The 19,509-nt window shown below is 71.4% G+C and carries 19 protein-coding genes and 1 pseudogene; 11 read left to right on the top strand and 9 right to left on the bottom strand.

Annotated features, from left to right (window positions below):
- Positions 1 to 46 precede the first annotated feature (46 nt).
- Positions 47 to 1,450: a serine hydroxymethyltransferase gene (glyA, locus tag BN1555_RS31140; protein WP_255306277.1), complete on the bottom strand. Its 1,404-nt coding sequence runs from the start codon at positions 1,448 to 1,450 to the stop codon at positions 47 to 49.
- 5 nt (positions 1,451 to 1,455) lie between these two features.
- Positions 1,456 to 2,958: a class I adenylate-forming enzyme family protein gene (locus BN1555_RS31135; protein WP_093802489.1), complete on the bottom strand. Its 1,503-nt coding sequence runs from the start codon at positions 2,956 to 2,958 to the stop codon at positions 1,456 to 1,458.
- Between the two features lie 264 nt (positions 2,959 to 3,222).
- Between BN1555_RS31135 and BN1555_RS31130 the strand changes: the two genes are divergently transcribed.
- The 3 genes and pseudogenes from BN1555_RS31130 to BN1555_RS31120 form a co-directional block, all read left to right on the top strand.
- Positions 3,223 to 4,053, top strand: coding sequence for a hypothetical protein (locus BN1555_RS31130; RefSeq protein WP_093802488.1), 831 nt, complete (start codon positions 3,223 to 3,225; stop codon positions 4,051 to 4,053).
- Position 4,054: 1 nt separating this feature from the next.
- Entirely contained in the window at positions 4,055 to 4,336 is a 282-nt protein-coding gene (locus BN1555_RS31125) for an acyl carrier protein (protein WP_093802487.1), read from the top strand.
- Between the two features lie 61 nt (positions 4,337 to 4,397).
- Positions 4,398 to 5,234 (top strand): annotated as a pseudogene (locus BN1555_RS31120) (DUF6039 family protein); the annotation flags it as partial.
- Between the two features lie 130 nt (positions 5,235 to 5,364).
- Here the strand turns inward: BN1555_RS31120 and BN1555_RS31115 are convergent.
- Positions 5,365 to 6,075: a PIG-L deacetylase family protein gene (locus BN1555_RS31115; protein WP_093802485.1), complete on the bottom strand. Its 711-nt coding sequence runs from the start codon at positions 6,073 to 6,075 to the stop codon at positions 5,365 to 5,367.
- A 166-nt stretch (positions 6,076 to 6,241) separates the two neighbouring features.
- Here BN1555_RS31115 and BN1555_RS31110 point away from each other — a divergent pair, with 166 nt between their 5' ends.
- The 8 genes from BN1555_RS31110 (at position 6,242) to BN1555_RS31075 (ending at position 14,737) form a co-directional block, all read left to right on the top strand.
- A complete protein-coding gene (locus BN1555_RS31110) occupies positions 6,242 to 7,810 on the top strand; it encodes a class I adenylate-forming enzyme family protein (protein ID WP_093802484.1) in 1,569 nt (522 codons plus the stop codon).
- Complete coding sequence (locus BN1555_RS31105; protein ID WP_093802483.1) at positions 7,807 to 8,751, top strand: DUF6039 family protein; 945 nt, start codon at positions 7,807 to 7,809, stop codon at positions 8,749 to 8,751. Before BN1555_RS31110 ends, BN1555_RS31105 begins: the two co-directional genes overlap by 4 nt.
- A 49-nt stretch (positions 8,752 to 8,800) precedes the next feature.
- Entirely contained in the window at positions 8,801 to 9,205 is a 405-nt protein-coding gene (locus BN1555_RS31100) for a DUF3224 domain-containing protein (protein ID WP_093802482.1), read from the top strand.
- A gap of 517 nt (positions 9,206 to 9,722) precedes the next feature.
- Positions 9,723 to 10,439 (top strand): Crp/Fnr family transcriptional regulator, encoded by a 717-nt coding sequence (locus tag BN1555_RS31095; RefSeq protein WP_093803775.1) that lies wholly within the window; start codon positions 9,723 to 9,725, stop codon positions 10,437 to 10,439.
- Between the two features lie 2 nt (positions 10,440 to 10,441).
- Positions 10,442 to 11,770, top strand: a complete 1,329-nt coding sequence (locus BN1555_RS31090) for a cation:proton antiporter (RefSeq protein ID WP_093802480.1) — start codon at positions 10,442 to 10,444, stop codon at positions 11,768 to 11,770.
- A 239-nt stretch (positions 11,771 to 12,009) separates the two neighbouring features.
- Positions 12,010 to 13,242, top strand: coding sequence for a hydroxymethylglutaryl-CoA synthase family protein (locus BN1555_RS31085; RefSeq protein WP_093802479.1), 1,233 nt, complete (start codon positions 12,010 to 12,012; stop codon positions 13,240 to 13,242).
- Between the two features lie 3 nt (positions 13,243 to 13,245).
- Positions 13,246 to 14,031 (top strand): enoyl-CoA hydratase-related protein, encoded by a 786-nt coding sequence (locus BN1555_RS31080; protein ID WP_093802478.1) that lies wholly within the window; start codon positions 13,246 to 13,248, stop codon positions 14,029 to 14,031.
- A 31-nt stretch (positions 14,032 to 14,062) separates the two neighbouring features.
- Positions 14,063 to 14,737: a 4'-phosphopantetheinyl transferase family protein gene (locus BN1555_RS31075; RefSeq protein WP_255306276.1), complete on the top strand. Its 675-nt coding sequence runs from the start codon at positions 14,063 to 14,065 to the stop codon at positions 14,735 to 14,737.
- Between the two features lie 74 nt (positions 14,738 to 14,811).
- On the opposite strand, the gene BN1555_RS31070 is transcribed toward BN1555_RS31075, so the two are convergent.
- The 6 genes from BN1555_RS31070 to BN1555_RS31045 form a co-directional block, all read right to left on the bottom strand.
- Entirely contained in the window at positions 14,812 to 15,195 is a 384-nt protein-coding gene (locus BN1555_RS31070) for a DUF3224 domain-containing protein (protein ID WP_093802477.1), read from the bottom strand.
- Between the two features lie 80 nt (positions 15,196 to 15,275).
- Positions 15,276 to 15,914, bottom strand: coding sequence for a YbhB/YbcL family Raf kinase inhibitor-like protein (locus tag BN1555_RS31065; RefSeq protein ID WP_093802476.1), 639 nt, complete (start codon positions 15,912 to 15,914; stop codon positions 15,276 to 15,278).
- A 41-nt stretch (positions 15,915 to 15,955) separates the two neighbouring features.
- A complete protein-coding gene (locus BN1555_RS31060) occupies positions 15,956 to 16,756 on the bottom strand; it encodes a thioesterase II family protein (RefSeq protein ID WP_093802474.1) in 801 nt (266 codons plus the stop codon).
- A gap of 13 nt (positions 16,757 to 16,769) precedes the next feature.
- The gene (locus BN1555_RS31055) at positions 16,770 to 18,029 is read right to left on the bottom strand and encodes a beta-ketoacyl synthase N-terminal-like domain-containing protein (RefSeq protein WP_093802473.1); all 1,260 of its coding nucleotides are present in this window, start codon (positions 18,027 to 18,029) and stop codon (positions 16,770 to 16,772) included.
- On the bottom strand, positions 18,026 to 18,265 hold the full coding sequence (locus BN1555_RS31050) for a phosphopantetheine-binding protein (RefSeq protein WP_093803772.1): 240 nt from the start codon (positions 18,263 to 18,265) through the stop codon (positions 18,026 to 18,028). Before BN1555_RS31050 ends, BN1555_RS31055 begins: the two co-directional genes overlap by 4 nt.
- Positions 18,266 to 18,288: 23 nt before the next feature.
- Positions 18,289 to 19,509: a hydroxymethylglutaryl-CoA synthase family protein gene (locus BN1555_RS31045; RefSeq protein ID WP_093802472.1), complete on the bottom strand. Its 1,221-nt coding sequence runs from the start codon at positions 19,507 to 19,509 to the stop codon at positions 18,289 to 18,291.

Raw genomic sequence — 19,509 nt, 5'->3', positions numbered from 1 at the left:
GGTCCGCTCGCCGCCCGGTCGTCGGCGGCGGCTTCGGACGACGTACTCACAGGGAGACCTCCGAGCCTGTGCGCAGGGTCGCGGCGGGGTAGCCGGGCAGCGGGAAGCGTCCGCAGAGTTCGCGCACCTCGGCCCGCGCCCTGCGGCAGAGCTGCGGGTCGAGGGTGTAGGTGGTGTCGTCGACGCTGACCACGGCGGTGAGGATCCGGTCGATCAGATCGACGCAGTCGGCCATCTCGGCCGGGCCCATGCCCCGCTGGGCGAGGATGTTCGTACCCAGCCGCAGCCCGCCGGCGACCGCCGGGGGCCGGCTGTCCCCCGGGACGCGGTTGCGGTTGGCCAGGATGCCGCACTCCTCGAGGGCGCGTTCGGCGACCAGTCCGCTGATCCGTGCCGGGCGGAGATCGACGACCACCATGTGGTTGTCGGTGCCGCCGGTGAGCAGCCGGTGGCCGCGGCCGGCCAGCCCCTCGGCCAGGGCGCGGGCGTCCTCCACGATCATCCGTGCGGTCCACCGGGCCTCTTCGGTGCCCAGCATGCCCAGTGCGCGCGCCTTGGCCGCGATCGCCGCCGGGTTCGGGGTGCCCTGGGAGCGTGGGAAGACGGCCCGGCGCATCAGGTCGGCGAGTCCGGTGTGCCCGTCGGGTCCGGGGGTACGGTGCTCGGCGCCGACGAGGATGAGGCCGCCCCTGGGGCCGCCGAGCTGTTTGTAGGTGCTGGTCGTCGTGACGTGGGCCAGGTCGAGGGGGCTGGGGTGTTCGCCCGACGCGACCAGTCCGGCGATGTGCGAGATGTCGGCGAGGAGGTAGGCGCCGACGTCGTCGGCGACGGCCCGGAAGCGGGCGAAGTCGATCCGTCTCGGGTAGGCGCTGGCGCCGGCGACGATCACCCGGGGGCGGTGCTCGCGGGCCAGTCGCAGCACGCCGTCGTAGTCGATCAGGCCGTGCTCGTCGAGACCGTAGTGCACGGCATGGAAGAGGTGGCCGGTGACAGAGGCGGACGAACCGTGGGTGAGATGGCCGCCCTCGTCCAGGCCGAGGCCGAGCAGGACGCCGCCCGGCGGCAGCAGGCTCGTCAGGACGCTCAGGTTGGCGCTGGAGCAGGAGTGCGGCTGCACATTGGCGTACCGGGCGCCGAAGACCGTCCGGGCACGGGCCTCGGCGAGGCGCTCGACCTCGTCGAAGCACGCGGAGCCGGGGTGGTAGCGGGCGCCGGGATACCCCTCGGCGGTGACGTTGGACAGCACCGCGCCCGCCGCGGCCAGCACCGACGGGTCGGCGGCGCTGGAGGAGGCCACCATGGCCAGCGTCGAGCACTGGTCGGCGAGTTCGGAGTCGAGCAGGCCGGCCAGTGCCGGGTCTGCGGCTCGGAGCCGTTCGGCGCCCTCGCGCAGCAGCGCCATGTGGGGTGAGGGAGGGGTGGTGCCCGCCCCGCCGGCTGTGCGGGTCACGCGGCTCACCCGGCCAGGCCGGTCAGCCGGTCGCGCAGGACGTGCTTGAGCACCTTCCCGTTGGCGCTGCGCGGCATCTCGTCGACCAGCTGCCAGCGGACCGGGACCTGTTCCTGGGCGAGGTGGCCCGCGAGGAAGGCGGGGAGCTCGTCCAGTACGGCGGGGTCGGAGAGCGCGACGGCGGCTGCCAGCGTCTGGTCGCCGTCGGCGGCCGGCATGCCGAAGACCGCCGCCTGCCGCATCGCGGGGTGCTCGTACAACGCGGCCTCGACCTCGATGGTGGAGATCAGTTTCCCACCGGTGCGCACGGCGACGTTGCGCCGGTCGAAGAAGTACAGCAGGCCGTTCTCGTCGACCCTGCCGAGGTCGCCGGTGCGTGTCCAGCGGTCGGTGTGGACCTTGGCGTTCAGTTCCGGGTTGTTGAAGTAGTAGCGCTTCGGGGCGGGGCTGCGCAGCCAGATCTCGCCGAGTTCCCCGGCCGGGACGTCGCCGCCGTTCTCGTCGACGACGCGCAGTTCGGTGCCGCGCAGCGGCCGTCCGGTGGCCATCGGCACCGCGGGGTCGAAGGTGTGGCCGATGGACGCGGGGACCGCTTCGGAGGCCGCGTACGACATGTTGAGCCGTGCGTTGGGCATGGCGGCCAGCAACTTGCGCGCGATGGCGGGCGGCAGCGCGGTGGAGGCGTTCGCGATGGTCTCCACGCAGCTGAGGTCGTGGTTCCGGAGCGCGCCGCTGTGCACCAGCTGCATCGCCAGCCAGGGAGTGATCATGACGGAGCCGATCCGGTGCTTCTCGATCAGCTGCGCCATTCGCCCGGGGGCGTCGATGGGGCAGATCACCAGCGTCGAGGGCGTGTGGATGGAGAAGTTGACGGTCGTGGCGCTGGCCGTGGTGCCGAGCGGCATGGGGGTCAGCAGGGGTTCGGGGTCGCCGAAGAGGTGGAACCCCTCGGGTCCGCGGCCGTAGGTGAGGTTGCCGTGCGGTGAGGCCGATCCCTTCGCCGGTCCGGTGGTTCCCGAGGTGAAGAGGATGTCGGCGATGTCGGTGACCGCCACGGGGACGAACGGGTCGCTGCTGTCGGCGCTCGCGATGCCGTCGGCGGTCGCGGTCAGGCCGGTGAACGCGGCGGGCGGCAGCACGTTCTCGCCGTGCAGGATGCCGACGGCGGAGCAGAAGTCCATCCTGCGCAGGATCTCCTCCTCACCGACGCTCCGGTTGAGGTGGGTGGCGGTGGCACCGGCCTTCAGCACCCCCATGTACGCGACGGCGTAGTCGATCCAGTCCAGGCCGTCGAAGACGAGGCCGACGATCTCGCCGGGCCGGACACCGGCGTCGATGAGGCCGCGCGCCACCGCGTTGGAACGACGGTTCCACTCCCCGTAACCGATCGTCGGGCCGTCGTCGATGTTGAGGGCGATCCGGTCCGGCTGCAGTTCCGCACGTCGCCGCAGTAGGTCGTGCACCGTGAAGCTGGTGGTGATCTCCGGCGTGTAGGCGCGCTCGGTCATGGGGGCTCCCAATCCACGCCGGCGGTCGGTGGCCGGCGAACTGACGGTCGTGGCTCCCGGGCGAAACCCGGCCGCCGTCGACGGTACGAACCGTGCGCGCCGAGCGATGCCCAGGATTGAGCGGAAGGGCGTGACCCGGCCGGCGGGCCCCGGCGGCAGGGCGGGTCCGCGGTGCCCGGACGCTCACAACCGAGCAGACCGGGCGGGCCGGGGACGGCATCGTGACGGCGGGTATCCGGGTCGCGACCATGTCTGGAGGAGAGGATGGCGACACCCGCCGCATGGCACGTGCGGCGTCCCGCGGAGGGCTCCGGGCTGGTTCTGGCCTGTGACTTCTCCGCCGCGGGCCGCCCCGTCGCGACGTTCACCGAACTCGCGGAACTGCTGACGACCGGCTGCGCGCTGTGGGAGACGGCGCCGCCCGAGCCGGACGAGGCGGTGAGGATGACCGGCCGGGAGCACGTCGCGCGCTGGGCGGGCGACCTGCGGGGCCGCGGCCCGGTGCGGGCGGTGCTCGGCTTCTGCACCGGGGCCCTGTACGCGGGCGCCCTGGCCGAGGAGATCGCCCGGAGCCAGCGCCGCCCACGGCTGATCCTGCTGGATCCGGAGCCCGCCCGGGCGTCGATGCTGACCGGTTTCTACGAGTCCCTGATCACCCGGAGGTTCGCCTCGGTGCTCTCCCCGGCGGACGCGGAGGCGGCGCTGCGCGAGGGACGGCGCGCGGCGGACGACACCACCGGAGGACTGACCGCGCTGGCGGACCGGCTCTCGGCGCTGGTACGGGAGGTGGTCGAGCCGGCGTTCGCACGGGTGGGACTCCACGGTGCACGGGTCGACGAGTTCGTGGGTCTGGCCACGTCCTACTTGTACTGGATCGCCGCCGCCGACTCGTGTCCCGCCCGCGGCCGGTGGGCCACCGCCACCGCCCTCAACGGCAACACCGAGGGCGCCGGCCTGCGGTCCTTCACCGCCGCCGAGAGATCGGGCCTGCTCCGGCGGGCCGTGTACCTCGACGTCTCCCACACCGACCTGATGCGCAGCCCGGAGACGGCGCGCCTCGTCGACGACCTGTTGACCGACGACAAGGAGAGCTGACGTGGACCACCCCGACAACGCACCGCCCCCGGACGAGCTCGTCGAGTACCTCGTGGGCCTGTGGCGCGAGTTCCTCGGCAGCGGCGACGGGGCGCCGGCCGGTCCCGGGACCAACTTCTTCGTACACGGTGGCCATTCGCTGCTCGGCATCACCCTGCTGGCCCGGGTGGAGGAGAGCACCGGCTGCAAGCTCCGCCTCGCCGACCTGTTCAAGTCGCCCACCCCCGAGCGGCTCGCCGGGGCGATGCGCGCCGCGGACACCGACCTCGTGATCCCGCAGTGAAAGGAACGGACGACATGACCTCCTCCTCCGCCGGGACGGCCCGCGGCGGTTCCGCCCCGCGCACCTGCAGAGCAGCGTGCCGCTGGAGAAGGTGCTGCACACGGCCAACGCCGGGTTCGTCGTGCACCGCAGCGGGCTGATCACCTATGAGCACCGGGCCGAGGGGCTGCAGTTCGCCTCGGAGCTGGTCGAGCTGATCAATCCGGGTGACGTGGGGTACGTATCGGTGTTCCTCTACGAGGAGCTGCTGGGCGTGCACAACCGGCTCCACTGGATCCTGCACCTCAAGCAGCCCAATGACTACGGGCGTCTGCTCGACAAGGTCGACCACGACAAGAAGTGGCGGGAGATCACCGATCTGGACCGGCTGCCGCACAAGGGCGGCGGCGGCTGGGAACGCATCTTCGTCGAGGGCAGCATCAGTGAGACGGTGATCTGCCCGCAGCACGGCATCGGCCACGGCGACCACGGCGACGGGGGCACCTTCCAGCCGGCCGCCCGTTTCCAGACGTCCCTGCCCGCCGAGCAGTTGCTGCACTCCGCCAACTCCGCGCTGACCGTGCACCGCGTGGTGCAGGCCCGTTACGCGGTGCGCGACGAGGCCCGGGTGTTCCTCTACGAGTGGGCCAACGCCGTCAACACGGCACTGCCGGGTGTGGCCACGGCATTTCTCTTCGAGGAGATGTGGGGCCGCCAGGACCGGTTGCACACCATGATCCACCTGTCGTCGATGGACGCGTACCTGGAGCTCAACGAGTTCGTCGAGCGGGACCCGGCCATGCGCGAGCTGCTGTCCCGGCAGTGGATCCCCGGGTTCAAGGGCGGGGGCACCTGGGAGCACCTGTTCGTGGACGGCACCATGAGCGAGACGCTGCTGGCCCCCCGTCACCGCGACTGACGGGCCGCGCGCAAGAAGCAGAACGGTCCGGTTCCGGTGAGGCGGTCTCCTCACCGGAACCGGACCGTTCTGTCTGCCCCCGGTCCCTGCCTGCCCTCGACCGCCGCCCGCTGACGACGGCCTGCCGCCGTCAGCGGGTGACGACCTCCAGAGTGATGGCCGGCCGGTTGCCGAAGCGCTCCCCCATGCTGTTGGCGATGCCGGTGAAGGGCCCCCGGATGTCCTTGATGCCGATGCCCTCCAGATAGGCCGCGTGCGCCTCGATGGAGGCGATGGCCACGTCGAGCGTGTCGGTGATGTCGACGGCGTGGGTCGGGTGGGGCGACTGGGCGATGGCGATGTGCTTGACCCCGCCCCACGGCTCCAGTTCCGGATCGGGGAAGATCCAGCGGTTGCCGGCGTCGCCCACGGCGTCGAACAGCGCCTGGCCGGTGTGGCGGTGGTCGGGCGAGTTCCGCTTGCCGCCGGGAAAGGTGTCGTGGTGGTTGAATCCGACGATCAGCTCCGGCCGGTGCCGCCGGATCGCCCTGGCGATGTCGCGGCGCAGGGTGACGCCGTACTCGACGACTCCGTCCTTGTGGTCCAGGAACTCCACGTCCTGCACGCCCACGATCTTGGCGCTGGCGCGCTGTTCGGCCTCACGGACCTCCGCGGCGCGCTCGGGGGGCATGCTGTCGATGCCGGCCTCGCCGCGGGTGAGCAGCAGGTAGGACACGCTCTTGCCCTCCGCGGTCCAGGCGGCGATCGCTCCGGCCGCGCCGAACTCCAGGTCGTCGGGGTGGGCCACCACGGCCAGTGCCCGGGTCCAGTCGGTCACCATCGGCTGCAGCTGATCTGCCATCTGTCCGTTCCTTCCAGTGGTCGGCCTCCCATCGTCCGTGTCCCGGGCGTCGCCGGTCTGCTCACTGTTGGGCAGGCACCCCGGCCGGTGCGGGGCACCGGGGTCGGCTGCCGAATTGCTCAGTTGTGAGCTGAGCGTCCGGGAGGCGTCGGCCTAGCTTCTGGGCATGTCATCGCCACCATCGGGTGAAGAGGCTGCCGAGGCCGGCCGCCCGGAGACCGTGCACGATCTCCTCCGCCGACGGGCCGAGCGGGAGCCCGAGCAGACAGCCATCGACGTCGCCGGTGCCGCGACGCTCTCCTTCGGACAGTGGGAGGAACGTTCCAACGGGGCGGCACGGGCCCTGATCGCGGCCGGCGTCCGCCGCGGAACCCGGGTCGCACTGCTCTTCTCGGACCAGGACTGGATCGACTACGCGGTCGCCTACCTCGGTGTGCTGAAGGCCGGCGGGACCGCCGTCCACCTGAGTGACGAAATCCCCCCGGCCGAGGTGCGCAGACGCTGCGCGCAGACCGGACCGGCGGGTGTGGTGCACAGCAGCGGCCTGGTGCCTCCGGACCGCCTCGGCGGCTGGACCCGTCCGGTGACCGAACTCGCCGGGGACACCGCGCCGGTGGAGGTGGCCACCGCGCCGGACGATCTGGCCGACATCCTCTACACGTCGGGAACGACGGGGCCCGCGAAGGCCTACACGAACCCGCACAGCACACTCCTGCACGGCCGGCGTCCTGCCGGGCTGCGCAGGTTCGACAACTCGGCGCCGCTGCTGGCACCCATGCCGATGGGCACCCCGTCCAGTGCGATGAGTGCCTCGCTCATGCCGCTCAACTCGCCCGCCACGGTGATCCTGTGCCGTCCCGGTGACATCGAGACGATGGGCCGGCTGATCGCGGAACGGGGCGTGGCGACCGTGATGCTGACGCCGTGGACGGCGATGCGGATGGTCGCGGCGAAGCTCGGTGAACGGTACGACCTCACCAGCGTGACGACGATGGCGATCGCCTCGGCCCCGCTGCCCGCGCCGACCGCGCTGGCTCTGCGGAAGATGATGCCGGGCATCGCCGTCAACACCGCCTACGCCCAGGGCGAGGCGGTGCCGGCGGTGGTCCTCGGCTCGTACGACCCCGATCGTCCGCTGGCGCTGGGGCGGCCGGCGCCGGGTACCGAGCTGATGCTGGCCGGCCCGGACGGCGAGCCCGTGCCCGACGGCACGACCGGCGAGATCCGGCTGCGTTCGCCCGCGGCCCGCCGGCGCTACCTCGACGAGGAGCTCGACGCCGGTCTGCGCAGCGGGGGCTGGATCCGCACCAGGGATCTCGGTCGCATCGGCGCCGACGGCGACCTGTACCTGTTCGACCGGATGGCGGACGCGGTCCCGGTCGGTGACCGGCTCGTCTCCACGCTGGAGGTCGAGAACGCGCTGTACTCCCACCCGGAGGTGCGGGAGGCTGCGGTGCTCGGTGTGCCCGGCCCCGAGGGCGGCCTCTCCGTCACGGCGGTGGTCGTCGCGGGGAGCCCGGGCACGGGGCCGGACGAGACGGGCGGGAGCCTGCCCGACCGGCTGCGCGGCCATCTCGCCTCCTGCCTGAACCCCTATCAGATCCCGTCGGCGGTGCACGTGGTGGACAGCCTCCCCCGCGGCATGACCGGCAAGGTCCTCAAACACCGGCTGCGTGAGCGTCTGTCGCCCACGGCCGGAACACCACGATCCCCGAAGGGCAGGAACACCCCATGACTCAGGAGTCCCCCCGGTTCGCTCCGCCGGCGGCGCACCACCAGACGTCGGTCGCGCTCTCGGATCTGCTGCATTCCGGCAACGCGGGGGTGGTCGTCGAGCGGGTGGGCCAACTGCGTGCCGAGTTCCGTTCCGAGGGGCGCCGGTTCGCCAGGGACCTGGCGGAATACATCAACACGGCGTACGCGGGAATCGCGAGTGTCTTCATCTACGAGGAGACGTTCGGCACCGAGGACCGGCTGCACTGGCTGTTCCATCTCGAGTCCTTCGACGCTTACGAGAAGCTCCTCGCAACGGCCAGACAGGACGAGGGGTGGCGTGACATCATCATGCGCAATCGCGTGCCCGAAGAACGGGGGGGCGGCTCGTGGGAGTGCATGTTCACCGATGGCAGCCTGCAGGAAACCGTGCTCATTCCGTCCAGCTTCGGCATGTACGGCACCGCGAACGAGAAGCCTGAGACCGTGGTCGAGGTGGACGGTGCGGCGGTGGAGCGTTTCCTCGTCCCGACCGCCGCTCACCAGAGCAGCCAGTCCGGGCAGGACGTCCTGAACTCGGCCAACTGCGGGCTGCTGATGCACCGGACCGGTGAGCTGAACTACGAGTTCCGTGGCGAGGGGCGGCAGTTCGCGCGGGCACTGGCCGAGGGGTGGAACAAGAGCCTCGCCGGACACGCGACGATCTACCTCTACGAGGAGGCGTTCGGCCTGTCCGACCGGATCCACTGGTTCATCCATCTGCGCTCCGTCACCGACTACTACCACCTGATGGGACTTCGGGCCCGCGTGGACAACGATGCTCGTATGGTCTTCACGAAGCAGTGGATACCGGACGAGAAGGGGGGCGGGGGCTGGGAGCGGATGTTCGTCCAGAGCACGCTCGAGGACATGGCCCTCACCCCGCAGCACCACGACACGTACGCCGCACAGGCGCCGAAGTGACCCAGCCCGTCGCAGCACACCGTCAACCGATGATGAGGGAGAGCACCAGATGAGCACCACAGCCGCCGGAACCTTCGAACTGGTCTGGGACGAGAAGCCCCCGTACTCCGATGAGGAGGGCACCCAGCTCTCGAAGGTCGTCGTGACGAAGACCTTCACCGGTGACATCCAGGGCACGAGTGTCACCGAGCTGATCAAGGCGATGACGAGCGAGCCGACCTCCGCCGGCTACGTCGCCGTGGAGCGGCTGACGGGCACCGTGCACGGGCGCAAGGGCACCTTCGTGCTCCAGCACAGCGCCATCTCCACGCGCGGGGAGGGCGACCTCAACATCGTCATCGTCCCCGACTCGGGGACGGGTGAACTCAGCACTATCAGCGGCAAGCTGAACGTCGTCGTCGCCGACGGGACCCACAGCTACACGCTGGAATACGACCTCGGCGATTCAGCCTGATCCATCAAAGCCGGGACGGCACAGGCCGTCCCGGCCTTTTCTTTTCCCGCAAGCCGGCTTGCGCGCGAATTTGCAGCGCATTGCAGCAGGGATTGTCAATGGCACGTCGAGGTATGTTTTCGACCGACTCGGCATACCCGTGAACGACAAAGAATTCGATGTCACCACTCTTGCTCTACGGAAAGGTTCTGGCCATAATTTGACTGTCGGCACTTCAGGGGGTAGGGCCAGGAGCTGGGGAAGCATTGGCCCGCCGCCGACAACGGGGGCTTCTTTCCCGCCATCCTCCACGCAGAGGCGATTGGGCCGGAGCGGCGGACCAGGACGGACCAGGTAAGTCCCTCACCCCAATTCCGGTTTTATCGAATCGGCACCTGCGCGCTGAAGCTGCACGTTCCCCGGACCAATGGACCGGGTGGAGCCGAAACGAGGGGGGAGTGAACGGTTCTGTGAACAGCAATCGCCAACCCAGGAAAAGCACCGGCAGGACAACCGCGGCCGGGGGGTGTTGTCGGCGATGATCCCATCCTCTTCCTCGGCACGGCTCGGCGAGACGCTCGCCCAGATGATCCGGTTAAGGACACTGACCGCGACGACCATCGAAGTCGCCCGCCGCGAGGTGGTCTACGGCTGCCTCGACCGCGACCGCAGCATCTATCTCGTCGAGCAGGGGCAGGTGAAAGCGATCATGCCCTCCAGGGAGGGCAAGGAGTGTCTCCTGGACATCTACTCCGCGGGCGACGTCTTCGGTGAGCTGTGCCTGGTGGGTGACGGGAGGACCGAGATGATCTCCGCGATGACACCCGTCGTACTGCAGCGGATACCCGCCCATCAGCTGGTCGAGGCCATGGAGGACGCGGAACTGCGCGACGAGATGGTGCGGCACATGGCGGGACGGCTCTTCGAGCGGCAGCAGCTCATCGCCGGACTGGTCACCGAGGACAGCGAGTACCGGCTGGCGTCCGTACTGCTGCACCTCGGCCGCAAGCTGGGCAGACGCGAGGCCCATCTGCTGCGGATACAGGAGAAGATCACGCAGGAGGAGCTGTCGGCGATGGTCGGCACCACCCGCTCCCGGGTGGGGTTCTTCCTCAAACGCTTCCGCAACGCGGGCCTGGTCAACCGCGGCCGGGACTGCTTCATGGCCATACACGAGCCCCGTCTGCAGAGCTTCATCGCCGAAGGCTGCCAACCGCGCCCCAGGCCGATGCCGACGGAGAGAACGGCGGCCTGACGATGCGTGCTCTGGCACTGGCCACCGCACCACCGCTCACCGCCCACCAGGTCCAGCTCTTCCTGCTCCAGCTCGGCGTACTGCTGCTGCTGGCCCTCTGCCTCGGCCGGCTGGCGGTGCGCTGCGGCCTGCCGGCCGTGGTGGGAGAGCTGTCCACCGGCATCCTGCTGGGGCCTTCGGTCTTCGGGCTGCTGGCCCCCGAGGCGGCCGCCCGGCTGCTGCCGGCCCAGCCGGGGCAGGCCCATCTCCTGGACGCCGTGGCGCAGTTCGCCGTGCTGATGTTCGTCGGCGTGGCGGGGGCACACCTGGACCTGGGCATGGTGCGCCGACGGCGCGGGGTGATGCTCAAGGTCAGTCTGGGCAGCCTGCTGATCCCGCTGGGGCTGGGCGTCGGCGCGGGTTTCCTGATACCGCGCACGCTGATGGGAGAGGGGGCGCAGCGGCCCGTCTTCGCGCTGTACCTCGGTGTCGCGCTGAGCGTGAGCGCCATCCCGGTGATCGCCAAGACGCTCGCCGACATGCGGCTGCTCCACCGTGACGTGGGGCAGTTGACCCTCGCCTCCGCGGCGCTCACCGACGCCGTGAGCTGGTTCCTGCTGTCGCTCGTCTCGACCATGGCGGTGGGGACACTGGCACCGGGCGACATCGCCCTCGCGGTGCTCTCGCTCACCGGTTTCGTCGCCGCGGCGGCGTTCGCGGGCCGGCCGCTGGTCCGCTGGGTGATGCGGCGGGCCGGCCGGACCGGCGACCCCGTCCCGGTGGCCGCGGCCGCCGCCGTCGTCGTCCTGCTGGGCGCCGCGGCGAGCCAGGCGCTCGAACTGGAGGCTGTGTTCGGTGCGTTCGCAGCCGGCGTCCTGCTCTCCCAGGCGGTCGACCGGCGTCTGCTCGCCCCGCTGCGCAGCGTGACGCTCGCGGTGTTCGCCCCGCTGTTCCTGGCCACCGCCGGCCTGCGGATCGACCTGACCGCCCTGGCCGACCCCGCAGTGCTCGTCACCGGCCTGGTCGTGCTCGTACTCGCCTCGCTCGGCAAACTGGCCGGCGGCTACCTCGGTGCCCGCAGCGGCGGGCTCGGTCACTGGGAGGGCATCGCGATCGGCGCCGGACTCAACGCCCGCGGCGCCGTGGAGATCGTGGTGGCCGCCGTGGGCCTGCGGCTGGGGCTCCTCACCACGGCGACGTACACGATCGTGCTGCTGATCGCCGTCGCCACCTCGCTGATGGCGCCGCCGCTGCTGCGCCGGGCCGGCGCCCGGATCGAGCAGACCGCGGAGGAACTGCTGCGGGAGGCCGGCACGGCCCCGCCCGTGGCGGTGGCCGAACGCCCCGACTGAGCCGCCGCCCACCCGCCACCCCTGCCGCCCGTGCTGCTCAATTGCGGGCAGCCCGGCGGCGCGGGAGCAACCACAGTGGCCGTGTCCGGCGCCCGCCGCCCTGCCGCCCGTGGCAGGGCCGACGAGAGATGAGGTCTCGTGAGACACCTTCGCCCACCCCGGCCGGGCAGCGTCCGGCCGCCCGCCAGCACCCCGTGCCCGGCCCGTGCGCCGCGCGTGAGAAGGGCGGGCCGATCCGGATGACCGTGGGTATCGAGGCGGTCAACGCCTATGTGGGGCGCGTCTCCCTCGGAGTACGGGAGCTCTTCGCGGCCCGCGGCCTGGACGACCGCCGCATGGACAACCTGATGATGGAACGCAAGTCGGTCAACCTGCCGTGCGAGGACCCGGTCACCAACGCGGTCAACGCGGCCCGGCCGCTCGTCGAGGCGCTCACGCCGCAGGAGCGCAACCGGATCGAACTGGTCGTCGTCGGCACCGAGTCCGGCCTCGACTTCGGGAAGCCGATCAGCACCTATGTGCAGGATCTTCTGGGACTCGGCAGGTGCTGCCGGTCCTTCGAGGTCAAACACGCCTGTTACGGCGGGACGGCCGCCCTCCAGACGGCCGCGGCCGTCATCGGCGCCAGCCCCGTCCCGGGGGCCAAGGCGCTGGTGATCGCCGCCGACGCGTCCAGCGTCGCCGCCAGGGACACCTACTGGGAGCCCTCGCAGGGCGCCGGTTCCGTGGCGATGCTGATCGGCGACGACGCCCAGGTACTCGCCCTCGACCCGGGCGCCAACGGGTTCCACAGCTTCGAGGTGATGGACACCCTGCGCCCCCGGCCCGATCTGGAGGCGGGCGACTCCGACCTGTCGCTGATGGCGTACATGGAGTGCCTGGTGCACAGCTTCCGCGCCTACCGCGAACGGGTGCCCTCGGCCGACGTGACGACGACCTTCGACCACCTGGTCCTCCACACGCCGTTCGCGGGCATGGTCAAGGGCGCCCACCGCCGGCTGCTGCGGTCCGACAGCCCCGCCCCGCCGGCCGTGATCGACGCGGACTTCGCCGTCCGGGTGGAGCCGTGCCTGCGCTACGCCGCCCAGGTGGGCAACGTCTACTCCGCGGCGCTGTACCTGGCGCTGGTGTCACTCATCGACCACGTGGAAGTGACGGCGCCGAAACGGCTCGGCATGTTCTCCTACGGATCGGGCTGCGCCTCGGAGTTCTACAGCGGTGTCGTCACCCCGGCCGGCAGGCAGCGGGTCGCGGCCCGGCGGACCGCCGACGCGATCGCCGACCGCAGGCCGCTGACTGTCGCCGAGTACGAGACCGTCAGCGACCTCGCCCTGCACCGGATGGCCGGTGTCCGCGACCACGCCTACGACGTCACCCCCTACGCCGATCTGTACGAGAGCCAGTTCGCCGGACGGGGCCTGCTGGTGCTCGACAAGGTCGTCGACTTCCACCGCCGCTACCGCTGGAGCTGACGCATGGACCACCGCACACTCAGGGTCAGTCGGCAGCCGCACGCACTGCGGGTCGTGATCGACCGCCCCGAACAGGCCAACGGCATCAACGGGGACCTGATGCGGGACCTGCACGCCGTTCTGGACCTCGCGGAGAGCGACCCGTCCCTGCGGATGGTCGTCCTCGAGGGCGCCGGGCCGGTGTTCTGCTCGGGCATGGACTTCGCCGACGCCGCCCGCGACAGCGCCTCGGGCGGTGACGGAACGCTGGCGAGTGAGGGCGGCCGGGCGTTCTACGGTCTGCTGAAGAGGTTCACCACCGTGCCCCGCATCGTGGTCTGCGTCGTCGACGGGCGGGTCACCGGGGGCGGTGTCGGCCTGGTCGCCGCCAGTGACTTCGTGTACGCGAGCGAACGCAGCAGCTTCGCCCTGCCCGAGGCGCTGTGGGGGCTGCTGCCGTGCTGTGTGACACCGTTCCTGATCCGGCGGGTCGGGTTCCAGCCCGCGTACGCCATGACGTTGAGCACCCTGCCGGTCCCGGCCGCACGAGCCGCCCAGCTGCATCTGGTCGACGAACTCACCGACGACACTGAGCCGTTGCTGCGGCGCCTCGCGTCCCGGCTCACCAAGATCGACCCGGGTGTGATCGGCGACGGCAAACGCTACTTCGAACGGATGTGGCTTCCGGCGGACCGGACGGAGCAGACCGCGGTCGGCGAGTTCACCCGGCTGATGTCCTCCCCCGCGGTGCGCGAGCGCATCGCGGGGTTCGCCACGGAACGGCGGATGCCGTGGGAGGCCGCCCGGTGACCCCCGCCGCGCACCCGCCGGCGGGTGCGGTGTGATCGGATCCATCCTTCCCCCGGAAGCGCGGTGGAGCGAGGTCTCCGGTGACTTCGCCGACGGGGACCCCGTGGAGGACGGCCTCTTCCCGGAAGAGGAGTGGCACATCCGCAACGCCGTGGGTCCGCGCCGCAGGGAGTTCACCACCGCCCGGATCTGCGCCCGGCGCGCCCTGCGCCGCCTCGGGGTGGCACCCGGGCCGCTGCTGCCGGACGCCCGCGGGGCGCCCCGGTGGCCCCGTGGTGTCACGGGCAGCATCACCCACTGCAGCGGCTACCGGTCGTGCGCCGTGGCGCCCCTCGCCGCCGTGGCCTCGCTCGGCATCGACGCCGAGCCCAACCAGCGTCTGAGCCCCGGCGTGCTGGCCGTGGTCGCCCTGCCGTCCGAGGCCCGCCGGATCGGGGAACTGGCGGCCGGTACGCCCGGTGTGTGCTGGGACCGGCTCCTGTTCAGCGCCAAGGAGGCTCTCTACAAGGCGTGGTATCCGCTGACCGGGATGCCCATCTCGTTCGAGCACGCGGAGGTGCGCCTGGAGCCGGAGCGCGGCACCTTTCGCGCACGGATGCTGGTGGCGGCCCCGGAGGGACGCCGGGTACCGCCCATCCAGGGCCGGTTCCTGCTGGTGGACGGGTTGCTGCTGACGTCCGCCGTGTGCCGGGCCGGCCCGGGGTGACACGCGGGCACAGGAGAGCCGGGGCGGCGTGTCGGACACGTCGGCCCCGGCTCTCCCCCGTCGGAAGCGGTGTGTCAGGCGAAGGAGTACTCCAGCGTGTAGTCGGCGTTCTTGTAGCCGCCTTTGCCGGAGAGGCCCGCCAGCCCGGCGGAGCCCGAACCGGCGACGACCTCCCAGAAGACCTCCACCCCCGACTCCTCGTACGTGCCGTGGGTCTGCAGCACGAAGGAGCCGGCGCGGCCGGCGAGCTTGCCCTCGAAACGGTGGGTGCCGACGAACCGGGTCTGTCCCCCACCGGTGTAGACGAGGAGCCAGTCGGCGCGCCCGCTGCCTTCGAGGTCGCCGGTGAAGTCGGCCCGGCAGTGTGCGTTCGCCTGCTTGCACTGGCCCTCGGCCTCGGCGGTCACCTCCTCCGCCCAGTCCGTGACGTCCAGTGTGCCCTTGGCGACCGTGGTCATGCGTTGCGTCCTTTCGTGGCCGGGGTGGCGGCGGAGCGGTGCTCCGCCACCAAGGAGACGTTCGCCCGCGGACCGGCGGGTCAGCGGCCGAAGACGACCGTGCGGTAGCCGGCGGCCAGCGCGTGTTCCTGCATCACCACGTTGACGGCGGCCATCGGCAGGTCCTGGGGCACCTTGATGTCCGCGACGTCGAGGGCGACCACGGTGAAGACGTACCGGTGCGGGCGGTCTCCGGCGGGCGGGCAGGCGCCGCCGTAGCCCGTGGTGCCGAAGTCGGTGCGGCCCAGCACGGACGGCGCGGGCAGACCAGGGTCGCCGGGCGTGCCGGCGCCCTGGGGCAGCGAGCCGGTGGTCGCCGGGATGTTCCAGGCGGACCAGTGCCAGAAGCCGCTGGAGGTCTTGGAGTCGACGTCGAAGAGCGAGATCAGGAAGCTCTTGGTGCCCTCCGGGGCGCCGCGCCACTTGACGGCGGGAGACTTGTTCTTGCCGGAGCACTCGAACCAGCCGAGCATCTCCTCGTCGCCGAAGGTCTCGCCCGGCGGGATGTCCGGGAGTTCGACCGTCATCCTCGGCAGGTCCCTGGGAAGTGCCGCGCGCTGGGCCACGGTCACCGGCCTCTGGTTGCCGTGGGCCTCCGCGGACGGGCCGGTCATGGTGAAGGTGGCCGCCAGAGCCGTGGTCGCGGCCACCACCGCGACGGTGAGCTTCTTGAAACGCACGTGGGATCCTTCCTCGGCTTCGTTCGTTGCAGGCAGCAGGCTCACACGGTGGCCGGAGCGCTGCCGCCCAACATTGAGCAGCGCAGGGCCCGCGTCAGGTCCTGACGGACCGCACCGAGTACGTCGCCGGCCTCGTCCTTGACGTAGAAGTGGCCGCCGCGGAACACCCGCATCGAGAACTCGCCCGTGGTCTCCCCGCCCCAGGCGAGCAGTTCGGTCCGGTCGACCTCGGGGTCGTCGGAGCCCATGTAGGCGGCGACGGGGCAGGTCAGCCGGGGGCCGGGCAGCGTCCGGTAGGACTCGTTGAGCTCGAAGTCGGCCCGCAGGGCCGGCAGCAGCATCTCCAGCAGCCGGCGCTCACCCAGCACTTCGGGCGGAGTGCCGCCGAGGACACTCAGCGCGGAGAGGAACTCCGGGTCGGGCATCGTCGCGAACGTCCGGCGCGAGCTGGGCAGCCGGGGCGCCCGCCGCCCGGACACCACCAGCAGCGCGGGGCCGCCGTGCGGGCCGGCCGAGAACCGCCGCGCCACCTCGTAGGCCAGGATCGAACCCAGGCTGTGCCCGAAGAGGGCGTACGGGCGGTCCAGGTACGGCTCCAGTGCCTCGCACAGCGGGTCCAGCAGCTGTTCGACCCGCCGGTAGGGCAGCTCCCGTATCCGGGCCTCCCGGCCGGGAAGCACGACCGGCCGTACGTCGACGTCCGGCGCCATCGACTGCCGCCAGGGCCGGTAGGCGGCTCCGCCGCCGCCGGCGTGGGCGAAGCAGAAGAGGCGGACGGCGGCGGTTTCCGTCGCCGTTCCCGCGTCGCCCGCGAGCCAGCGTGAGGCGACCGATGGATTCATGGTGCTCCGTCTCCTAGAAGGTGTCCGGGCGGCCGATGACCACACTGGTGTTGAAGCCGCCGAAGCCGAATCCGTTGGACATCGCGTGGCCGATGGCAGCGGGTCGCGAACGGGTTCCGACGAGCCGGCCACCGGTACCGATCGGCGTCACGAGGTTGGCGTTGGCGTGGACGAAGCCGTCGCGCATCTGCAGCACGGTCGCCACCGCCTCGACGACGCCGGCCGCGCACAGGCAGTGCCCGATCAGGCCCTTGGTGGAGTTGACCCACGGCCCGCCGCGGCCGAAGAGGGCCCGTAGAGCGGTGAGTTCCGTCTCGTCACCGAGCGGGGAGCCGGTGCCGTGGGCGTTGACGTAGTCGATCCGGCCGGGGTCGAGCCCGGCGTGCCGCAGTGCCCGGGACATCACATCCGCCTCGTCGGCGGCGCTCGGGTCGGCGAGGCCGTTGCCGGACAGCCGCATGGCGTAGCCCTCGAGCCCGGCCCAGGGGGCGGCGCCGCGCCGCTCGGCGGAGGCGGCGGACTCCAGCACCAGGCAGGCTGCTCCCTGACCGGGTACGAAACCTCCATGGGCGGTGTCGAAGGGCCGGCTGGCCTGCTCGGGCTCGGTCGCCTGCCCGCCGGCCATCGCGCCGAGGTTGTAGAACGCCTGCCGTTCCATGTCGGACAGGTCCGTGAGCGCGCCGAGCACCAGGCAGACGTCGACGGCGCCGCTCTCCACCAGCCGGGCCGCGTTGATCAGTGCCACGTTGCCGCTGGCGGAAGCCCCGCCGACGGTGTAGCCCTCCCCCGTCAGGCCGAGCAGCTGGCTCACCGTGCCCACGTGGTCGGTGTCCATGAACTGCAGGGGGTAGCGGGCGGGCAGGTGCACCGGGCTGCTGAGGTACCGGGGCCTCACCTCCTCGGCGAACCGGCCGCCGAGGTTGTGGCCGGCGACGACGATCCCGATCCGCCCGCCGGGCACGCCCGCGCGGTGCAGCCCGGCCCGCTCCCAGCCCTCCAGGGCGACGGCCACCGACGCCTGCACCGACCGGGGCGAGCGGCCCGCGACGCGCGACGCCTCGCGGCGCAGCGGCTCCTCGCGGTCCGCGGTCGCGCCGCGCAGGTCGAAACCGGAGAGGTCGGCGGAGAGCAGCGGTCTCAGTTCCGGGTGGTCGCCGTCCACGCCGCGCCGGCCGATGCCGGAGGTGCCCGCACGCAGGGCCCGGGCGAAATCCTCCACACCGGCGGCGGTGGCGCACAGCACACCGGCGCCGGTGATCCAGGGGCCGCTCACGGTGTGTGCCTGCGCAGCAGCCGGGCCAGTGATCCGATGTCGTGGACATCGGTGAACTCCGTGACGGACAGACTGATCCCCAGCGTGTCCATGGTCATGGTGACGACGTCGACCCGGTCGATGCTGTTGGCGCCCAGATCGGTCAGCGACACCTCCTCCGTCACCCGCTCCGGCTCGATGTCGGGGAGGACCACCAGCACACTGCTGCGGATCGCCGTCAGGACCGCGTCACTCATGGTGTTGCTCCGTTTCCGGCGGTTCACCGCCACTCGTACATCCGGTGGTAGTCCTTGGTGCGGGTGTGGACGAGGAGCGTCCGGTCGCCCGGCAGGTACCGTGCGTAGCGGTCGACGTCGACCGTCCGGTTCTCCACGGGGACCAGGGTCCGCAGGTTTTCCGGGAGCAGCGCGGTGTACTCGTCGAAGGCCAGCCGGCGGCGCCCCGCGAGGTGTCCGCCGATGTCCATGGCGCGTACGGCCGCGGCGGAGGCCGGTCCGGCGACGCCACTGAAGAACTCGGCGGAGCAGCCCGACCCGTAGGAGTAGAGGCCGACGCGCAGGGCCGCGTCGACCGGGTCCGTGGCCAGCAGCGACGCCAGTGCCAGGTAGACCGAGCCCGAGCAGAGGTTGCCCACCTGGGCCGGGTAGGCCAGGGACGGGCGCACCCGGCGCTCGAAGTCCTCCTCCGCCTGCGCCGGCGACGCGCCGGCCTCGCGCATCAGCTTGCGGTGCGCCGCCTTGACCAGGCCGCTGAAGGGGGTGTGCATCGCCAGCCGGTCGAACGTGCCCGGGAAGTCGGCCCCTTCGACCCGGGTGCGGTAGTCGGCGAAGCTGTTGGTCAGGCAGTCCAGGTAGGCGAAGAGCGAACGGTCGACGTCCGCGATGTCGAACTCCGGGGTGGGGCGGGCGGAGTCGAGGGTCTCGTAGCTGTAGAGCCCGAAGGCACCGAGGTCCAGCTCCAGCACGGTGGGCCGGTCGGACAGCAGGACGGCCGCCGCGCCGTGGCCGGTGGCCGGCTCGGCGTAGCCGGCCCGGGCATCGACGAGCGCCACGTCGGTGGCGACGACGAGGGCCTTGGCACCCGGCGAGGCACCGGAGGCGAGGTAGCCGGTGGCCAGCTGGAGCGCGCCGGTCGCCGCGTAGCAGGCCTGTTTGGCCTCGAAGACGCGGCAGTTGCGGCTCAGTCCGAGGTACTCGTGGACGTAGGAGGCGACCGACTTGCTGAGGTCCAGCCCCGACTCGGTGGAGGTGATCAGCACCTCGACGGCTTCCCGGTCGGCCGGGTCGAGCGCGTCGACGAGCGGCTTGGCGGCGTTGACCGCGTTCGTCACCGGGTCCTCGAAGGGCAGGCCGATCGACCGGTGGGTCATGGCGAGGTTGGCCAGGCGCTCGTGCTCGAGCCCCCGGCCGGCGAAGAGTTCGGGCACCGGGATCTGTGCCAGGCCGGTGTAGACGTTGAGCCCCTCGATGCCGTAGCCCAT

The organism is Streptomyces sp. Wb2n-11 (genome assembly GCF_001049855.1).
Classification (GTDB): domain Bacteria; phylum Actinomycetota; class Actinomycetes; order Streptomycetales; family Streptomycetaceae; genus Streptomyces; species Streptomyces altiplanensis.
Note: the sequence above shows the minus strand (reverse complement) of the source record. Positions and strands in the feature narration are given on the sequence as shown.